Source organism: Bacteroides sp. AM16-24, assembly GCF_003471885.1.
Taxonomy (GTDB): Bacteria; Bacteroidota; Bacteroidia; order Bacteroidales; family Bacteroidaceae; genus Bacteroides.
This window is the reverse complement of sequence record NZ_QRKI01000010.1, coordinates 75,022-94,441: the sequence shown is the minus strand read 5'-3', so window position 1 is coordinate 94,441 and position 19,420 is coordinate 75,022. Positions and strand designations below refer to the sequence as shown.

The following is a 19,420-nucleotide window of genomic DNA, read 5'->3' as shown; positions in this document are numbered from 1 at the left end:
AAAAGGAAAAGTGATAAAATCAAGCAAAAAAATTTCATCGTAGCTATTGCAGGTTTCAAAGAAATGCCTACCTTTGCAACCGCAATCGAGAGAGAAAGCAATTAAAGAAATGAAATTATGGTGCGTTAGTTCAGTTGGTTAGAATACATGCCTGTCACGCATGGGGTCACGGGTTCGAGTCCCGTACGCACCGCTTAAAGCTCTGAAATCGAATGATTTCGGAGCTTTTTTCTTTATAAACACGCTGTACTACTCAAAAAGATAAGGCATTTTGCAAGATAGAGAGATTTTACGCAGATCTTAGTATAAAATATACGCTCGCTGCCTTACCAAGTCCACACCAACCCTGTACCAACCCTGTACCACCCCCGTACCTGCTCCGTATCAACTCCCAATAAAGGTACCTTTATACGGACCAGGTACGGAGTTGGTACGGAGCAGATCAGGCCCAGACCCGGTTCAAGTATGTTTTAAATATTATTTCAGAGTTTATTCAGCAAATGTGCCTGTAGACATAAAGATTACCGAATTCATATAATAATCCTCACCCTCTGTCTGTGGTTGTTCAAACAGTTGTTTATAAATAGGCTCCGGCTCAGGTCCGAAAAGTAAATCCGCATCCGGAGTGTAGATACCACAATACCATACAGGAGCCGCTTTCATATTAAAGCGCGGAATGCCTTCTATTACAAATTTATAAAACCCAACCTTTTCACCATCTTTTACGACTCTTGTCAGCCCTCCGTAATTGGTACCCATATTATATCTCAACCCTTTTAAAGAAATATATCCATCTTCAACCAGGCTACCCTCTGCAAATTTCTTCGCTTTACAGGTAAAAGGTATTTCATATTCACCACCTTCGGGAGACAGAATAAAAGGATTAGGGCCATCTACTTTTATAGTGTATTCATACTCTACTTTTACCTTCGATATTACATCTATCAATTTGTAGACAATGCTACTCCCATCAGCAGGAGGATTAACCAAGGTTCTTTTCTCAACCCATAAAGCATACTCATAGCCTTTTTCGTAAACGAAATCAGTAATTCCTTGAAAATCCAGCGTTTTGTAGTCACTTTCACTTTCTTCTTTCACCAGCATACAATCGATAGGAGAATCACTCCCCCAAGGCTGATAAGTACCAGTTTTGTCAGAAATAAACATTTTTACAGTTTCTACCTTGTCTTGCGGTTCATCATCACTACAAGCAACAAAGCCAGTGATTGGCAGGATTAATAGCAATAATCCTAATAAGCGTTTTGTCTTCATTATGTTTCCTTTAAGTCTAATTTTGTAATTATGCAAAGATATACAAAATCTCTTTAAGCCTATTATAAACAAAGCCTTTTATTTCTCTTCTCAAAAGAAGCTTGAATAGAATTTTAAAGGAGATAGGCTATATGAAGATATAAAAGCGTACCTTCGTCAGCAAAATGAGATATCGAAGAATAACAATATTATATGAAAACCATTTAAATCACCAGATATGAAAAAACACTCCATTCTATTCCTTTTAGGATTTATCTTTCCTATTTGCACCCATGCTCAGGACATATCCGGAACATGGAATGGAAAGCTGTCTCTCCCCAACGCTTCCTTGACTATTTGCTTCAACCTGCAACAAACCGAGCAGGGATATACCTCTACTTGTGATAGTCCCGATCAGAATGTAAAAGGCATCCCGACAGGCTCCACACTCTTTCAGGATTCGATTCTGACGATTCAGATTCCTGATATTCGTGCCTCTTACAAAGGAAAGCTGGAGAAAGACGGCAAAATATACGGAGACTTCACACAAGGACTTAGATTCAAACTAAATCTGGAAAAAGGAGAAGCAGCCAAGCCTAAGCGTCCCCAAGAACCACAACCACCTTTCCCCTATAGAGCAGAAGATATTACTTTTGAAAATAAAGAAGCCGGAATCACAATTGCCGGTACTCTGACGCTTCCCGAACAGGGGAAAAAATTCCCGGCAGTAGTATTGGTTACCGGTAGTGGCGCACAGAACAGGAATGAGGAAATAATGGGACATAAGCCATTTCTGGTAATAGCAGACTACCTGACCCGTAACGGTATAGCCGTACTTCGCTGCGACGACAGAGGCGTAGGAGGCTCAACAGGCGTTTTTGCAGAAGCCACCAACGAAGATTATGCCAGCGATGCAGAAGCAGCAATCAATTACCTGAAAGGCAGAAAAGAAATTAATCCCAAACAGATAGGAATCATCGGTCATAGCTGTGGAGGAACCGTGGCTTTTATATTGGGCGCCCGTAGCAAAGATATTGCTTACATCATTTCAATGGCCGGCGCTACCATAAAAGGAGACAGTCTGATGTTGAAACAAGCAGAAGCTATTAGCAAGTCAAATGGTACCTCTGATGCCATGTGGGAGTTAAGTAAACCCACATTACGCACCCGTTATGCTATATTGGCACAGGACAAAAGCACTGAGGAAATCCGGAAAGAACTATATGCCAACATTATCGCAACACTGCCACCCGTACAACTGCAAGACCCAAACATCGCCAAACAAATAGAAGTTGAGATGAACGGAATGCTCTCCCCATGGTATCTTCATTTCATGAAATACGATCCGACCCAAGATTTAAAGAAGATAAAATGTCCGGTACTAGCTGTCAATGGAGATAAAGACATACAGGTAGATGCAGACATGAATCTCAAAGCTGTGGAAGATTGGGTAAAGTCTAACGGGAACAAGAAAGTTACCACTAAGAAATATCCCGGTTTGAACCATTTGTTCCAATCCTGTAAGACTTGTACAATTATGGAATACGGGCAATTAGAAGAAACCATCAGTCCTGAAGTCTTGAAAGATATGACAGAATGGATTCTTCTGAATTGCAGACATTAGAGTTATTTTTCCGCTTGTTTAATTTCGTCAACCAATGTATTAATCTCTTCCAAAGCATACTCATAAGTTTGAGGATCAACTGTTTCACGCAATAAATTAACTGCCCTTCTTGCGTCATCGCACGCTTTTAGGGCAGTTTTCACATCATCTTTATCCATGTAGGCTTCGGACATGGCCAAATACATGATATAATGACTAAAATCATTCTGATAAATTGATATGGCCCATTTAGCAAGCTGTATCACTTTGTCTGGTTGCTCATTCTTGCCAGCCACCGTTATCCAATCATTATACAAGGGATATACTTCCGGATAAAATTGATAACCCAGATACAATCGTCTATTGTCATAGATCTTTTTGACAGCTATGGCATAATCTTCTTCACTTAATAATGCAGTTCATTCTTCTTCTTTCGGAGTTCCATATGAATAACCTAAATATTCTTTCACCGCTTTCCCAAATGACACAGGTACAGATTCCGAATGGTTGACATCAGACATATATTCGAATATAATTTTGAAATTGTCTATTTGAGGAGAATTAGTAATGAGTGAATCCAGTTCCTCCACGCCTTTAAGATAATTCTGCTCCAATTCCCCGGCATCACCATTGGCTATGAAAACAAATTTATGAAGACTATCCGGATTCTTGGTTTTAAAGTCACGAATCAATTGATGTTTCTCATAGATCAAGTTGGGACTAAACAGCATATAGGCATTAAACATGGAATCCCGGTTACACAAAACATGCATACATAAGGAACCTCCCAATGAATGCCCGACACAAACTCTATGGTTATTTAAATTATAGTGAGCTTCGATATATGGAAACAATTCATTAGACATGAAGTCCAGAAACAGATCAGCACGTCCTGTCACTCTATATTCTCCTTTTGCTATAAAATCATCCATTCTGGTATTTTCGGACTCAATGCCTACTACCAAATATGCAGGAACTCCTTTATCAGACTCCATATCTGTTACAAAAGAGATTTGTGATGCCACCAAATTCACAAATGCATTATCCCCATCCAAAACATATACTACATTCAATTTCTTACCTGGTTGCATACCGACTGTATCCGATATTACCAGATTCAAATGACGGGTCTGTCCTAAGACTTCAGACTTTAGAGAGTCCTTAATGAGGGTTTGTTGCGCGTAACTAAATAAATTAGTCATTAAGAGTAGTAATACCAAATAGTAGTTTCTCATAATATCTTGTTTTAAAGGTTACTTAATCAACCTGCTGTCGTTTTCAGGGCTAAATATAGAAACAACAAATGGCTTTTTCAAATTTATTTTATATAAAAAAAGAAAGTTGTTCTCTAAAGTATATAAAAAAGAAAGAGAATTGTCCTCAGGGCAATTCTCCTTCATTAGTTACTTAGATTTTCTTCCCAATGTAGAATGCATAACCATAAAAGTCTTTATACTTATAGTATAATTGTTGCTCATGGCGCTGATTGGCAATCAGTTCTTCAGCAGCTTGGTTACCTTTATATTTTCGTAGGAAGTCCTCTTGGGCTTCAACCTGCGGCATATAGAAATGTTCGATCCAGCAATTTTCCGGTATACAGAAACAGGCTACAGGGATATATCCGGCCTTCTGCATCTGTGCCAGCTTATTGGGAATCGTATTTATTTCAGGATAAGCATCCATCCAGAAATCATCGATCTCAGCCGGACGTTCGTCAGTGAACCATGACACCTCTGATACGGCAATATAACCGCCTTTCTTCAAAACCGGACGCCATAGATTCAACCCATATTCAAAACCAATATTATAGATGGCTCCTTCCGACCAGATAAGATCTAATTCTTCATTCCGGAACGGGAGTTCATCCATTGATCCAATAATACCTTTCACTCTGTCCTGAAGATTAAAGTGCTCGGCATTACTATTGAATTGGTTGATAAAATCAGGAAACAAATCAATGCCTGTAATTTGTCCCGGAGTATGTTGCGCCAGCGTAATCGTCTGGCCACCTGTGCCACAACCCAGATCAGCAATCAGAGATTTATCCGTAAGCCCCTCAACAAAGCTAAGAGCCTTGATTGTTGTTTCAGCACTTCCCGGCCCTTGACGTTCTACACTTGAAAAGTATTCGCAGATTAAACTAAAATCGAATTCGTGAATAGATTTATTTTCGTTACTCATGATGTTTAAATTTTATTGTTGATATATAGGTATAAAAATAACTCCTGCAAGAATATGCACGAGTTGAACTAAAGGATAACCGAGAGCATAATGCCCACAGTTATTTAATTACCGAATCCTTCTTAACTTTAAACATCCAACATTTTTTTATATCGCCACAAAGATAGGCAGACTTTTTATTCCTCCAAATTATCAGAAGAGAAAAAAGAACACCACCCTTGTGACATGTTCCTTTCGCCATAACTATAATTTAAGTTGTTATTATGTTTTCCTTATTTTCTGACACTCAGAACAATAGTAAACCGATCCTCCAAGATAGGCTTCTTTGACAATTACGCTGCCACAACGCGGACAAGGATTCTTCCATGTTTTGGAAGAAAGAATCGTTTTATACCCTCCCTCATTTCCATAAAGATCCGTCTGGGTATCACGGCCTCTTCCGGAAGTCATAGCCATTAAGGTATCCTTCAGAGATTTAAAAAGTACCCCTTTCTGTCCATCCGACAGGTCAAACACTTTCTGTTTCGGGTGAATCCCGGCATTGAACAGAATATCCTGCGTTACCCCATTTCCTACGCCCGGAATACGTTGTTCGGTAGCCAGCAGAGCTTTAGCCGTCAATGTCTTTTTGGCGGAAGCAAATAATTTCCCAAATTCCGCTTCCGTATAAGCATCACTCAGCGGGGAAATACTTTCACGGCTTATCGTATAATATTTATTGTCGATAACAGCATCGGGATAGGCACTGATAAAGCCATACATAGCAACCGTAAATACAAGGAACGATTCATCTTTAAAGGTCAGCAGCAATTGGTAATTGGCAGGAACTTTATCACCCGGATTATAGTAACGTGCGCTCACCCCGTCACCAATATTCATTATCACATTGCCCGACAGGTAGAAATCGACAAACATTCCATACCCTTTAGACGACAAAATCGTCTTTCCGACGAGCAACTTTCCATACTCCAGTGGATCGCCACTATAGAACGTGAACTTATGAGGCTTGGTAGCATTGAACACTTGCGTAATCGTTTTACCACTTAAAACATCATTGGCTTGCTTACTCAGTGTAAGTACTTCTGGCAATTCTAACATACTTATATCATTTAATTATTTATCAATAGGAATATAAATCCCCGTCAGCAATCCTTCAACCGACGTTTCATCTGGCGCATTGAGATACAGCGACAGTACTGTTTATCCACTGTTTGATCCATGGCACAAATATACGATGCATATTCCAAATATGACTATCCCCAATAGGTATCTTTAATCATTTTCTTTCTGACTGTAATTTAGACGCGTATTGACTTGGAGAAATTTTATATTCAGCTACGAAGCATTTAGAGAAATAAGACGGATTAGAATATCCGACCATATACATGACTTCTGATACGGAAAATCTATGTTGCGATAGTAACACGGCTGCTTTCTTCATCCTTATCCGGCGAATGAGATCTACAGGAGTCACTCCTGCCAACTGCTTAACCTTCCGATATAGTTGTTTGTTATCCATCCCCACTAACTGGCAAAGCATAGAAACATTGAATTCAGTGTTTTCCATATTCTCTTCCATTATGGAAACAAGCTCGGTTATAAAAGCCTCCCCTGTATCCGTTTCTTTCTCTTTTATCTGAGAATGTACAGTTGTTTCAACGCATAATTTCTTCTCTATTTCACGCCGGGTTTGAAGTAATTGTTCTAACCTCGACCTTAGTTTATCGACGTCAAATGGCTTAGACATAAACACATCCACACCTGCCTTCATACTTTTAAGTTCCGTCTCCTTATCATCTCTCGCTGTTAACATAATAATAGGCACTAAGGCCGTTTGTGACATCTTCCGTATCTCCCTACAAAACTCAATACCATCCATTTCCGGCATAATCTGGTCTGCAAGAATAATGTCCGGATAGTGTTCAGAGGCAATAGTTATCCCATCTTTACCATTTAAGGCATGAAGACAACAGTATTCTTCAGAAAAAGCCTCCGCCAGATAAGTTGCCATTTCAACATTATCATCAACAATCAATAATACAGGTTTCCCTGCAAGCGGAGTTAATTGTGAGTCCGCCTGAGAGTGATTTTGCATGGAAACCACACAATTATCACCGGATAAAGGCAAAGTGATGGTGACCAAAGTTCCACAATCATCACCGGCACTATGAATACTAACATGTCCGCCATGCAATTCTATAAACTTCCGAACTATATACAGACCAATGCCACTTCCATCTTTACGCCTCTCTTTGTTTTTACTCTGAAAGTACCGGATAAACACATAAGGAAGATCTTCACGCCTTATGCCGCTACCGGTATCCGAGATTTGTATAGCTACCGTTTGTTCTTCCTGAATTATGGAGACCTCAATTTGTCCTCCTTCATCAGGAATGAATTTAATAGCATTAGTGATTATATTCGAGATTACAGATTCCATCTTTACTATATCCAAATTCATCCACATCTGTTCACCATTGGACACAAAGGCCGACCGGATATTTTTATCTGCAAAGATTGTAGAAAAAGCATCCAGAATATTCCTTATAAAAGAACATAATTCAATATTAGATCGGATCAAAGTATCCTCACTCGTATAATCTATCTGCTTGAAATCAAGCACTTCATGAATCAGCAAATTTAATTTCAGTGCATGTTTATATATAAACTCCAGTCGGCTTTTATGTTCCGGCTTCTTAGTTTCTTTAATCAACGTGCTTAAAGGAGCTATGATCAGGCTTAAAGGAGCCTTGATCTCATGTGAAATATGAATGAAGAAGTCTAATTTCAGATTTGAAAGCTCCAACGTCTTTTCTTTCTCTTTACGCTCATATTTCAATCTAAGATTCCTTCGGATATATTTTATAATAACAAAAACGATCACTGCCAATGCAAGTGCATATATAACATAGGCTATTACTGAAGCATACCATGGCGGAAGAATGGTAAAACCAAACTCTGTAACCGGGGATAGTTGAGGATCATCGGAGTTCCCATTCCGCATGAACAACCTATACCTGCCGGAATGTAAATTGGCAAAAGAAATACGATTCTGTCCCGGTTCTAATTTACTCCATTGTTTACTGTTTCCCAAACGATAATAAAATTCAGATTCTGAAGAATAAGCTAATGTGGAAAACTCAAATGTCAGATTCTTTTCCGTATGTGGCAATTCTATCTTATTCTGATATCGGATACTACTCCCTGCATAATCCACCATAGGCAATAGTTGCCTATCATTGCTCCGGACAGCTGTTACAATAACCGGGACAGCTCCCTTTTCACTCTTTATGGCATGAGTGGATACATAAGATATTCCATCATATCCTCCCCACAAGATGACATCATGTTGCCTGTCATAGAATCCGGCTTGGTAATATCTTCCTGAAAATGCCATACCGGTTCTCTGCGATGAGACAATATCCCATGCCATGACTCCTTCCGTACACGAAACCCAAATATTGGTATTTTCCAACACAAATGAGTGTACCTGACTTCCCCTGGATAATTCACCTATTTTCTCACTGGTATAAGTCAGGACATTAAGTTTATAAATCTCGTTGTTTGATGAATACCAGATAGATTGAATTCCATCATAAATCATCCGATTCGGATAAACGTCTAATATATGTATTTTACGGGCTTTGCAGTCTATCCGGGCTAAACCTTTTTGAGTATTGACCCAGATGAAACCATATTTATCAGTTTCTATCTGATAAGCAATTTCACTTACCTTGGTTGAAATCAATGAATCAGACAAGTTCCATTCCGCCCGAAACAAAACTCGATCATCGTGTGCAAGCAATTCCCGCTTGTTAACGATAAATATTCCGCCCAGATAAGTCGCAATCCATAGGCTGCCATATTCATCCTCATAAACATCATACGCCCAATTTGCTTTCTTCCGATTCAGCCTGTCTACTATGTTATAATGTACAAACTTCTCCCTCTCCCTATCATATCTTGCCACTCCGGCATCCGTAGCAATCCATACAATATGATCACGATCTTCATATATACATCTGATTTTGTTATGCCGAAGCAAGTTCTTCGGATTCTCAATATTAAAGCATTTCACTTTACCATTCTTGTCAAACAGTAAAAGTCCGTTTGTTCCTCCTAACCAATACCCTCCTTTGCTATCCTTGTATATATGGGTAAAATCATTACCATTCCTCTCATCCGTCAATTCAGAAATATGAATAAACTGAAAAGCAGAATCATCAACAATCAACGATATACCATAGTCAGTCCCTAACCAAACATTATTATTTCTGTCAATATAGCTACAAGAGATTACATTATTACACAAGGACTGCTCGTTTCGCAAATCATGAAGTATATGATTCACTTTTCCAAAACTTCGGCTATAAATATACAGGCCATTATCCGTACCTATCACAATGTTATTCTTGTTATCAAAAGCCAATGTTTTAAAAGTATTTGATGGTAATGCAAGAGACGGTTCTACACGAGAGTCATTAAGGCAATACCTGAGTAGATATCCTTCTGTCCCAATCCATAGGCAATTCTGTTGTTCATCCCACAGCAATGAATTCACCATTAACTTCCGGAACTTTTCAGGCAATATGACTGTCTCTCTTACTTGTTTTACCGGGTCATAGCAGCTTAATCCATCATAAGAACCTATATAAAGCCTACCATCGGCCGGTTCAAATGAATAAACGATTGATTTACTTTTTCCGGGATCTAATGGCAAATGTACTATGAATTCATCCTGAAAATCATAGTACAGTAATCCTTCATCATTAGTTCCTATCCAAAGTTTATTATCCCAAACAGCCAAAGAGCGGACAGACTTGACCATTTGAGTTACCGGATACAGATTCTCAAACTGTTCAGTAAACAGATTAAGAAATCGCAGTCCCTTGTTAGTCCCGATACAAAGGTATTCTTTACTTACTTGTACAATCGCAGTGATATTGGCATACTCTATATCGGTTTCTCTTGCCAATTTATAAATCTGATATCCATTATAAGAGAATAGACCGCTTTGAGTACCGACCCACACCAATCCTGTATCATCTTGAAAGACTACATTTACAACATTAGACTCTATTGGGAAATATATATTCTTAAAACTTTTATACCGATAATTATACGGAAAAGCAGAAGACAGAATATCAGAGCTATACGCCTGCATACCCCAAACTAAAATATAAACCAAAAGAAGTGTTTGCTTGCTAAGAATAATATTCTTTATAATCAGAAATCCTTTCATATATAAGGCCTATTCAGGCATTGATTAAAGCGAAGGTAATAATTTAATTCAATAAAGAGGTATACTGAGAGCATTAAAACAAAAAAATGGAGCAAACTATTCAGCCATAGGCTGTCCGTTTGCTCCATCCCCATCAATTAGATTATTTTTTTGGACCGGAATAATTATTATACCAGTCTGTATATTTAGTACCCTTTGACTCTGCCCATTTCGAGAAATCAAGATATTCACTGTCAATACGGTGAGATTCTGTCACCGGCTTGAAGCCCAATACAGGAATATCAATGGCAAACGGATATTCCCCTTCACGATCAATGTAATAAGCATCCTGATTAGTGCCGATAAGTGACTGATTCGCTAAGGATGTAGCTTTAGACTTAGGCAAATGCACCTCTGTCCTATCCTTTTGTCCCTCAGCATATTTCACAATGATATATGGATTATACCCCTTCAAATCATCTTTCTTAAATGAAGCGTTAAATTCCCTGGTTATTGTATACGTCTTGCCGATACTTCCCTTAGCATTAGGAGTCACTATAATGGACGACGTTTCACTTTCTACTTTTACACCCGTTGAGTTCGAGGTCACTTTACCAAATTGTCCGGGATCTATCTGATAAGCGAACGCATTTGAGAATGTAGCGCCATCGTGTACCGGAGTAAATATATCAGTTATCTTCGTTACCATGTTCTTGGTATTAAAAGTAACTTCACGCCTGTATTCTACTATTACATCATTCATGTCATAATCACCGCCCGAAGGCCAGATATCCTCAAAGGCTAATGTACCTTTCAGAGGTTCCACCGGATCCGGTTCCGGATCGTCTTTACCGTCATCAGGTTTAATAATAGGTCTATCGGGATCATCAATACTTCCTTCCGGAGTGGCGTCTACATAGAATAAGAGGTCACAGTAACTTTGATTCGCCCCATCTTCAACACCTATAATCGTTTTTCCGCTCTTCTCATCTTTCACAGAAACGAATCCATTCAAATTCCCAAAAGCCTCATTAGAAGTACGAAGTTCTTTTGTCCTAATTTCATTCTCTTTAACATCATAATCATGGTAGTACCCATTGAATCCATCAGCATATATAAACCAGCCTACCGTATACCCTGCCGGAAATTTCTCACTTGCTTTACCATCTTCATCAAAATAAAGCAAACGTGCTTTGTTTCCACACTTCAAGATTGGTAAATACTTGCCCTCATACGCAAATAATTTAACATTTGGGAATACAATATATTTATCAACAGAAGATATCATCTGAGGTTCCTCATCTGTCTTATAATAATAATATCCGAATGTATTATCATAAGATGCATCACGTTTAAGGAATATAACATCCAACATCGTTTCTACTGTTATCTTTATATTGGTAACCCTGGGTCCTTTATATAGATATGAATTATTTACTCCCGACATTCCATTAGGATTAAAAAATTTCATCAAGCGTTCTGCTACTTCTAAGGGAGTCTCGTCACCAATCTTATCAACCGACTTCAGATATGTACCATCAAGAGAGCCTGCCTCTCCCCACTTACACAACGAATAGAGATGATTCCGCCCATTAATAGTATATGGAACCTGACCATTGAAAAGATAAGAACGAGTAGAAGACTTCTGTTTTTTTACACTCATGTCAAAGTTTACAGCATTATTCTCTACATTCAGTTGCACGCATCTGGGTAATCCCCATGCCGCAGTATACAAATATACTGTTTTCACGGAAGTAGGTATATGCATCTCTCCTTCATACTTTCCATTATTGTCCGTATAAGTTTTGAATATAGCCTCTACTCCTTCCTTTTTCACCGGTGTACCTTCCACTGTTTCCATCGGGTCTTCGTCATATACCTCTACAAGAGCAGTAAAACCCGGAACGTCATAGTTCACCAGAAGTTTTACATCACCACGTGTTTCAAAACCGAAATATTCATCAGGATCAGGTAAAGGCTGTTTTCCTGCATCCGGATTATACACGTCTTTTTCCATGCATCCTGTCACCAAGCTGCCGAATACGATTGTGACAGCCACAATCATAATACCTTTTAAGTACTTTTGTCTCATAAATACATTCTTAAGATTACATAGTCAACACAAATTATGTGCAAAATTAGGCTATATCAACCAAGACAATAGCCACAAAATGGACAAAGAGTAACACAAAAAAGACAAGTTTAGCATTAGGAAGATAAAGCCATCTGATTATTAGTCAACTACAAAACTTTCCGACTTAAAGTTACTATAAAATCTACCGGAAATTGCCGTAAATTTCAGGACACAATAGTCGGGATCGGTCACGCCTTCCGGATAATACATCGTATCTCCTTCCTGCCATATCATCTCCTTGCTGGCATCATCCGTCAGCACTTCCATTGTGCCGCGCAACATCACTCCCCTAAAGAACCTTGTATCACAAAAGTAAATACTTGCATGATTGTTCTTTCGATATTGCGCAACACGCATTGATGAAGTATTTGTGGTCAGATAGATAACTTTTATTCCTTCCCTTTTCCTGGGCTGCAGCATAGCTTTGATATTCGGAAAACCTTCGGCATCTATCGAACCGATAAAGACCGTTTTCAATTTATCAATCATATTCCCTACTGTTTTTTCTACATCTCTCATAATTCAATTATTTTATTGGGTTATTGAATGAGGCAAAGATAGGGGCATAACGGAAAAGTAGTATAACAAAAAACAAGGAAGAAATAACACTTTTCACGGTTTATATATACTCCGATAAGCCAAAGGAGTTTCACCCGTAGATTGGCGAAAACAGCGTACAAAATAGGAGACAGTAGAGAAATGAAGTTCAAATGCAATTTCCGAGATAGGAAAATCCGTATAAACAAGTAGTCTTTTAGCTTCTTCCATAACCTTATTCTGAATGTATTGTTTCGCGCTAATCCCCAGAGCCGAACTTACAATCTCATTCAAATAATTGGGAGTGATACACAGTTTGTCCGCATAGTAACGGACAGAGTGATGTTCCCTCAAGTCGGTCCCTACCCATTCCATAAACTTGCTTAGATGGGTACTATTTGCCTCTTTATGGATACTGCCGTCAGACAACATCTTTTGATATGCCCGGTCCAGAAGCATGAGAGCTTCATAAAGCAATGCCCTCAATACATGTACGTCGTTTTGTTTATACGAATCGATCTCTGTCTTAATATCACTCAACAATTGAAGCATACGTACATAAAGCTCATTCGACAAATGCAGTCCGACAGATTTACTCCCCACGTTGAAAAAAGAAAGATGCTGCACAAACAACGGATCTTTAAAGAAGGAAGACAGAAACTCATCTTCGAAGATCAAAGCATAGCCATTTACAATGTGGCCGGTATCCCAATTCCGTATCTCTCCGGGCTTGGAAAACAAGACATCACAGGGAACTGCCTTATGCGTTTGATTATCGATAGAAAAGTTTCCTTCTCCCTCTGTAACGAAAGTAATATCATAGTAAGTCAATGTGTGCACAGTACCCTTAGTCAAGAACCTTTTTACGTACTTCAGTTCTACGACATCCACTAAAAGTTCGCTTCCGTACTTAGTCTTATAGAAAGTATACCGGGGAATTGAGTTTTTCATTGAAAGTCTTCTTACTTTTAGGATTACATTACTGCATACAAATATATTGAATCTTATGGAAAAAACACTTATTCAGATAGTTGAATTGCACTGTACCAAAATTACACTGCCGGGAAAACATCTTGAAACATTCTTTCTCTTTCTAATAAGTGATGTCCAGCTTTGGATCACCACGTTGTATTCTTTTGTAGAATTAAGGAATTGTTCCAGCCATTATATATTGTACACTTATTTGACGGACAAAGGTAGAAATAAAAACATTTTGAATAACAAATAATCATCATAACAATATGTTTGCAAGCTTGTCATTCGCTATTTCCAATAAAAAGCAGTACTTTTGCCCTTATTATTATATAGATTTACAATTTGAATGACAGCAAAAAAGACAGCCATACAAAGTATTAAGCTCGTTGACTTTCCTGAGGAAATTGACGAACAAAACGGCATTAAAGTGTACGGTGAAACCAGTTGGGAAAATCAATTAGCCGTACTTAGCCATTATTTACATAATAATGGTCGTATTGGAGATGAGGAATACAAAGAAGAAGTAATATATACCATACGTGAATTTTTAGAGAAAAAAAAAGAAAACAAAAATGAAGAAATAACGGATGAATATGTAACTAAGGTTGCAGAGAATCCAACCGAATACAATCTGTTTTCCGATTTCTTCAACGTGCCATTTCTCGATCCCCAAGAACCAAAGTTCACCTTTATAGACTTATTTGCAGGAATGGGCGGTTTTCGTCTGGCCATGCAAGCACAAGGGGGTAAATGCGTTTTCTCTTCAGAATGGAACAAGTATGCGCAAAAGACTTATTTGGCGAATTTTGGAGAAATGCCTTTTGGCGATATAACAAAGAATGTAACCAAGAGTTACATACCTGAGAAATTTGATGTTCTTTGTGCCGGTTTCCCCTGTCAGCCATTTTCTATTGCAGGAGTTTCCAAAAAGAAAAGTCTCGGACGGGAAACAGGCTTTAAAGACAAAACACAAGGCACACTATTCTTTGATGTGGCAGACATCATCAGCCGTCATCGTCCCAAAGCTTTTTTTCTGGAAAATGTAAAGAATCTAATGTCGCATGACAAAGGTAACACATTCAAGGTTATAAAAGGCACATTAGAAGAGCTTCGTTACTCGCTGCATTACCTTGTGATGGATGGTCAAAGTTACGTTCCTCAACATCGAGAACGTATTATGATAGTAGGTTTTGATTGCGACATCTTTCATGGCGAAGAGCAATTCGTATTCCCTGAACAAAAGCAAAAAACAAAATCCATTAAAGACATATTAGATCCGAATATTGAGGAAAAATACACTTTAAGTGATAAACTATGGAACTATCTGCAAAACTATGCAGAAAAGCACCGCGCCAAAGGTAATGGATTCGGTTTTGGGCTCGTGAGTCTCGACGGAATATCTCGCACATTGAGTGCTCGCTATTATAAAGATGGCTCGGAAATACTCATTCCGCAAAGTGACGGAAAGAATCCCCGTAGGCTGTCTCCCCGCGAATGCGCCCGTTTAATGGGGTATCCCGATGAATACCGTCTTAATCAGGTTTCTGATGTACAAGCCTACCGACAATGTGGAAATTCAGTTGTAGTACCTCTTATTACGGCCGTTTCTGAGCAGTTAATAAAGACAATGTTAGCCAATTGATTTGTCATGAGTGAAATATTGAATAGTGCAATATCCAAAGCGCAAAATGCAAAACATGCATTTTGCCGTTTTATCACCGCCAATGACACGGGCAAGAACGGTTCACACCAAGCGGGATTTTATATACCTAAATGTGCTGCACCACTTTTGTTTGATACCCCGGGAAAAAAAGGCGAAAACAAGGATAAATTAGTAAAAGTGAAATGGCAAGATGATTTTGTTACAGAAAGCCGCTTCATCTATTATGGACAAGGGACACGGAACGAATACAGAATAACTCGCTTTGGCAAGAATTTTCCATTTTTTGAGGAAGACAACGTCGGCGACTTGCTTATCATAACACAACAAAGTGAAGACTATTATCATGGTTTTATCTTGCAAACGGACCAAGACATTGATGATTTCTTTGCTTATTTCAACCTCTCATCAGAAATGACCAATCAACTGATTGATGTCAAACAAGCCAATACACCGGAAAAACAATTGGAAACAGGTATTCAAGAACTTGTTACTTTATACACAGATTTTCCAGAAACCAAGCAAATGGCCAAATTTGCCAGAGAAATATATAACAAGGTCCACAAAATTACAGATACTGAAGTATGCGAGAATCCTGACTTACAATTGCTAAAATGGATTGATACAGAATATAGTTTGTTTCGTGGCTTTGAGGAAAAAGTTTATGCCCCCATTTATAGTATTCCTTTTCCCAACTGTCAGGAATTGGTCAAATTTTCCAATATCATTCTAAACCGTCGCAAATCCCGTGCTGGCAAGTCCTTGGAACATCATCTTGCCACTATATTCACGGCTGCACAGTTGGATTTTGAAGAGCAAGCAGTTACGGAAGATAATAAAAAACCAGATTTTTTGTTCCCCAACGGGGAAGCTTACCACAATTTGCTATTCCCTTCAGAGAATTTGGTATTTCTCGGCGCGAAGACAACCTGTAAAGACCGCTGGAGACAAGTGCTAAATGAAGCCAATCGCATTGAAACTAAATATCTGTTTACTTTGCAGCAAGGAATTTCTAAAAATCAACTGCGAGAAATGAAACACGAACACCTTAAACTCGTTGTCCCAGCGTCGTACCGTACTTCGTTCGATAAAGAATTTCAACCGGAAATAGAGACATTGGCTTCTTTCATGGAAATGGTTAAGGTAAAACAAAGCGACAAGCCTATTTATTCCGTATAGATTATCACTCACCATACTCCACCCCGTCCTCGGCCACCATACCGGGGACGTCTTCATTTCCTTCGATAGCATAAAGTTTGATAGGTTTCTGCCTGAAACGTTCTAAATAGGAATGATTGATATGGTATTCAATCTCCAGTAATGTTTGTAGTCTCACCGCAGGCTTCAATTGACACTCCCATACGGTCATTACCGACCAGCCCATTTTCCGCAACATCTTTTTGTTTTTCGTATCGCGCCACTTATTCCTTTCAATCTTATCCACCCAAAACTTTTGATTGGTCTTTGGCATAGTGCCATCCACCTCATGTCCGTGCCAAAAACACCCATGAATAAAAATCACGATACCATACTTACGCAGCACAATATCAGGAGTTCCCGGTAGTCCTTTCACATTCTTGCGATAGCGGTATCCACGGGAAAACAAGTAACGGCGCACGATCCACTCCGGCTTCGTGTCCTTGCTGCGTATCCTAGACATGACAGCGGAACGTTTCTTCTTACTCCAAATATCCATGCACAAATTGTTTCTGATTACAAAAATAGGAATAAAAACCAGAGAGTATTCTTTCAAAAGGAAAAATCATTCGCAAATCGGTCTTCTCTCCCCTATAAACATAAATAATCTTCCTTCAAATCTTTCTCTCCATAAGGAATCATACAAAAAACTTAGTTTCCAATATAATTCCGACACGGAAATATCAAGATTAAAAGATTATTCCTATATTCGCTTCCGAAATATGCCAGATACCAATAGAAGTACAGACGGAAATACAGGCCGTTCCGATAACGGTGAAACTCCTGCCTCAGCATTCTGGTAATACTTTTTATTACAGATTTGAATCTGTATTTTTATAAATAAACAAAGACAAATATATTAGTATGAAATTACCAGACCCTCAATCTTCACCGTTCAGTGCACTGATAAGTGACATTGAAAAAGGATTGATAAAGATTCCCCAGTTCCAAAGAGATTTCGTATGGGACTTGACAAAATCGGCAAATCTAATGGACAGCATCGTGAAAGGTTATCCCATCGGCACTTTCATTTTTTGGAAAACAAAGGAACGCTTGCGCAGTATACGAAACATCGGAGGCGTAGAACTGCCTGAACCCATTGCCGGAGATTTTGTATACTTTGTTTTAGATGGTCAATAGCGATTAACTAGCTTGTTTGCAAGCCTTAAAGGTATCACTATTCAAAGAGAAAACGGCAATGAAGACGACTATTCCAAAATGTATTTAGACTTGGAAGCTTCTGAAGACGAGCAAATTGTGATTTTAGACATCGAAAATAGAAATAGTAAATCGTACATAAGATTGACCGATTTGTTATATGGAGGACTAACTTTATTGGCAAGCTATCCGGTGGAATACCATTCCAAAATCGATGAATACAGAAAAAGAATAGAAAGTTACTTGTTCTCCGTCATATCATTGAAAGAAGCAACTCTTGATGTGGCAACGGAAGTCTTCACCCGTATCAATGTCGGGGGAAAACCATTGACACTATTTGAAATAATGGTTGCCAAAACTTTTGATGCAGAAAGAAAATTCGATTTATCTGAAAAATTTCAAGAATTGATAGAAAGGCTTCGTCCGTTGAACTACGAAACAGTCTCAGATGCAACAGTCCTACAATGCATCTCTATTTTCATCAAGAAAGATTGTACAAGAAAAGAAATTCTTAAACTGAATAAATCAGAATTTATCGACGCTTGGGAAAAAGGCATTGGCGCCATTGAAGCGGCTATAGAATATTTTATCAGTTATTACAGAATACCAGTGAGCCAGCTATTGCCCTATAATGCCTTAATCGTTCCGTTTGCTTATTTCTTTTATCACAATACGGATAAGCCGACAGGAGCAAAGCAAAAGTATCTACAAGACTATTTTTGGCGATGCGCATTGTCTGGACGTTTTTCTTCTTCTGTAGAAACGAAACTGGGACAGGACGTCAAACGAATTGATGCCATCCTGAACGAAGAATTACCGAAATATGACTGGACTATTGACATCTCAGAAGAAGGAATCATAAATCATGGATGGTTCAGCGCAGGAAGAAGTTACATAAAAGCAATTTTGTGCATCTACGCCTATCAACAACCTAAATCATTCAATGACGGCTCACTTGTCAACATCAGCAATTATTGGCTAAAGCAAGCTAACAGCAAGAATTACCATCATTTCTTTCCCAAAGCATATTTAGCCAAACAGAACACAGATTTCTTCCACGTCAACCATATTGCCAATATAACCATTGTGGATGACTTCTTAAACAAGCGTGAAATCGGAGCCAAATCACCAGCTGTCTATATGAGAAAATTCATAAAGCAAAACGAGGATATCGAAACTACAATGAAATCCCACTTGATTAACGATCTCGAAGCCTTTGGAATATTGGAGAATGACTACGACAGATTTTTCGAGAAACGTATCATAGCCATTCACAAGGAATTGAAGAAAAGAATTATTCTTCAAGATAGTGATGAGGTTACCAACGTTTCATTACCCTCAAATGAAGATACGGTAGAATAAGGGGATAATATTTAGAGTATACAGGCTGTTTCAAATAGAAATGAAACAGCCTTCTTTACCTTTTCTATAAGTTTTTATTTACAAACTTTGTATTTTTTTGAACCCATTAAATATATACATTACACATATCCTATACAAAAT

General features: G+C 38.5%; 15 protein-coding genes, 1 tRNA gene and 1 pseudogene. 6 read left to right on the top strand and 11 right to left on the bottom strand.

Features of this window, described 5'->3' with window-relative positions; translation table 11 throughout:
* The first annotated feature begins 119 nt into the window (after positions 1–119).
* Positions 120–193 (top strand) — tRNA-Asp (locus DW182_RS12930).
* 296 nt (positions 194–489) lie between these two features.
* On the opposite strand, the gene DW182_RS12925 is transcribed toward DW182_RS12930, so the two are convergent.
* Entirely contained in the window at positions 490–1,272 is a 783-nt protein-coding gene (locus DW182_RS12925; protein ID WP_118295789.1) for a DUF4377 domain-containing protein, read from the bottom strand.
* Positions 1,273–1,489: 217 nt separating this feature from the next.
* On the opposite strand from DW182_RS12925, the gene DW182_RS12920 reads away from it, so the two are divergent.
* A complete protein-coding gene (locus DW182_RS12920) occupies positions 1,490–2,875 on the top strand; it encodes a S9 family peptidase (RefSeq protein ID WP_007665014.1) in 1,386 nt (461 codons plus the stop codon).
* Between the two features lie 2 nt (positions 2,876–2,877).
* On the opposite strand, the gene DW182_RS12915 is transcribed toward DW182_RS12920, so the two are convergent.
* The 9 genes and pseudogenes from DW182_RS12915 to DW182_RS22535 form a co-directional block, all read right to left on the bottom strand.
* Complete coding sequence (locus tag DW182_RS12915) at positions 2,878–3,150, bottom strand: hypothetical protein (protein ID WP_021968303.1); 273 nt, start codon at positions 3,148–3,150, stop codon at positions 2,878–2,880.
* 123 nt (positions 3,151–3,273) lie between these two features.
* Positions 3,274–4,089 (bottom strand): alpha/beta hydrolase, encoded by an 816-nt coding sequence (locus tag DW182_RS12910; RefSeq protein ID WP_021968304.1) that lies wholly within the window; start codon positions 4,087–4,089, stop codon positions 3,274–3,276.
* A 172-nt stretch (positions 4,090–4,261) separates the two neighbouring features.
* The gene (locus DW182_RS12905) at positions 4,262–5,035 is read right to left on the bottom strand and encodes a class I SAM-dependent methyltransferase (RefSeq protein WP_007665020.1); all 774 of its coding nucleotides are present in this window, start codon (positions 5,033–5,035) and stop codon (positions 4,262–4,264) included.
* Between the two features lie 261 nt (positions 5,036–5,296).
* Positions 5,297–6,133 (bottom strand): formamidopyrimidine-DNA glycosylase, encoded by an 837-nt coding sequence (locus DW182_RS12900; RefSeq protein WP_044533659.1) that lies wholly within the window; start codon positions 6,131–6,133, stop codon positions 5,297–5,299.
* A 178-nt stretch (positions 6,134–6,311) separates the two neighbouring features.
* Positions 6,312–10,277: a two-component regulator propeller domain-containing protein gene (locus DW182_RS12895; RefSeq protein WP_118295788.1), complete on the bottom strand. Its 3,966-nt coding sequence runs from the start codon at positions 10,275–10,277 to the stop codon at positions 6,312–6,314.
* A gap of 142 nt (positions 10,278–10,419) precedes the next feature.
* Positions 10,420–12,348: an LruC domain-containing protein gene (locus DW182_RS12890; protein WP_007665026.1), complete on the bottom strand. Its 1,929-nt coding sequence runs from the start codon at positions 12,346–12,348 to the stop codon at positions 10,420–10,422.
* 141 nt (positions 12,349–12,489) lie between these two features.
* Positions 12,490–12,909 (bottom strand): pyridoxamine 5'-phosphate oxidase family protein, encoded by a 420-nt coding sequence (locus DW182_RS12885; RefSeq protein WP_007665027.1) that lies wholly within the window; start codon positions 12,907–12,909, stop codon positions 12,490–12,492.
* Between the two features lie 93 nt (positions 12,910–13,002).
* Positions 13,003–13,878: an AraC family transcriptional regulator gene (locus tag DW182_RS12880; RefSeq protein ID WP_007665028.1), complete on the bottom strand. Its 876-nt coding sequence runs from the start codon at positions 13,876–13,878 to the stop codon at positions 13,003–13,005.
* Between the two features lie 40 nt (positions 13,879–13,918).
* Positions 13,919–14,059, bottom strand: a pseudogene (locus DW182_RS22535) (AraC family transcriptional regulator); the annotation flags it as partial.
* A 189-nt stretch (positions 14,060–14,248) separates the two neighbouring features.
* Here DW182_RS22535 and dcm point away from each other — a divergent pair.
* On the top strand, positions 14,249–15,544 hold the full coding sequence (gene dcm / locus DW182_RS12870) for a DNA (cytosine-5-)-methyltransferase (protein WP_115502818.1): 1,296 nt from the start codon (positions 14,249–14,251) through the stop codon (positions 15,542–15,544).
* Between the two features lie 6 nt (positions 15,545–15,550).
* The gene (locus tag DW182_RS12865) at positions 15,551–16,741 is read left to right on the top strand and encodes a type II restriction endonuclease (protein ID WP_115502819.1); all 1,191 of its coding nucleotides are present in this window, start codon (positions 15,551–15,553) and stop codon (positions 16,739–16,741) included.
* A 4-nt stretch (positions 16,742–16,745) separates the two neighbouring features.
* Here the strand turns inward: DW182_RS12865 and DW182_RS12860 are convergent, their stop codons facing one another.
* Entirely contained in the window at positions 16,746–17,258 is a 513-nt protein-coding gene (locus DW182_RS12860) for a very short patch repair endonuclease (protein ID WP_115502820.1), read from the bottom strand.
* Between the two features lie 365 nt (positions 17,259–17,623).
* Between DW182_RS12860 and DW182_RS22530 the strand changes: the two genes are divergently transcribed.
* Together DW182_RS22530 and DW182_RS12850 are read left to right on the top strand one after the other, a co-directional pair.
* Positions 17,624–17,899, top strand: a complete 276-nt coding sequence (locus DW182_RS22530) for a DUF262 domain-containing protein (RefSeq protein WP_233564157.1) — start codon at positions 17,624–17,626, stop codon at positions 17,897–17,899.
* A gap of 12 nt (positions 17,900–17,911) precedes the next feature.
* Positions 17,912–19,279 carry a hypothetical protein gene (locus DW182_RS12850; protein WP_233564156.1) on the top strand — a complete coding sequence of 456 codons (1,368 nt, stop codon included), beginning with the start codon at positions 17,912–17,914 and terminating at the stop codon, positions 19,277–19,279.
* The last annotated feature ends 141 nt before the right edge of the window (positions 19,280–19,420 follow it).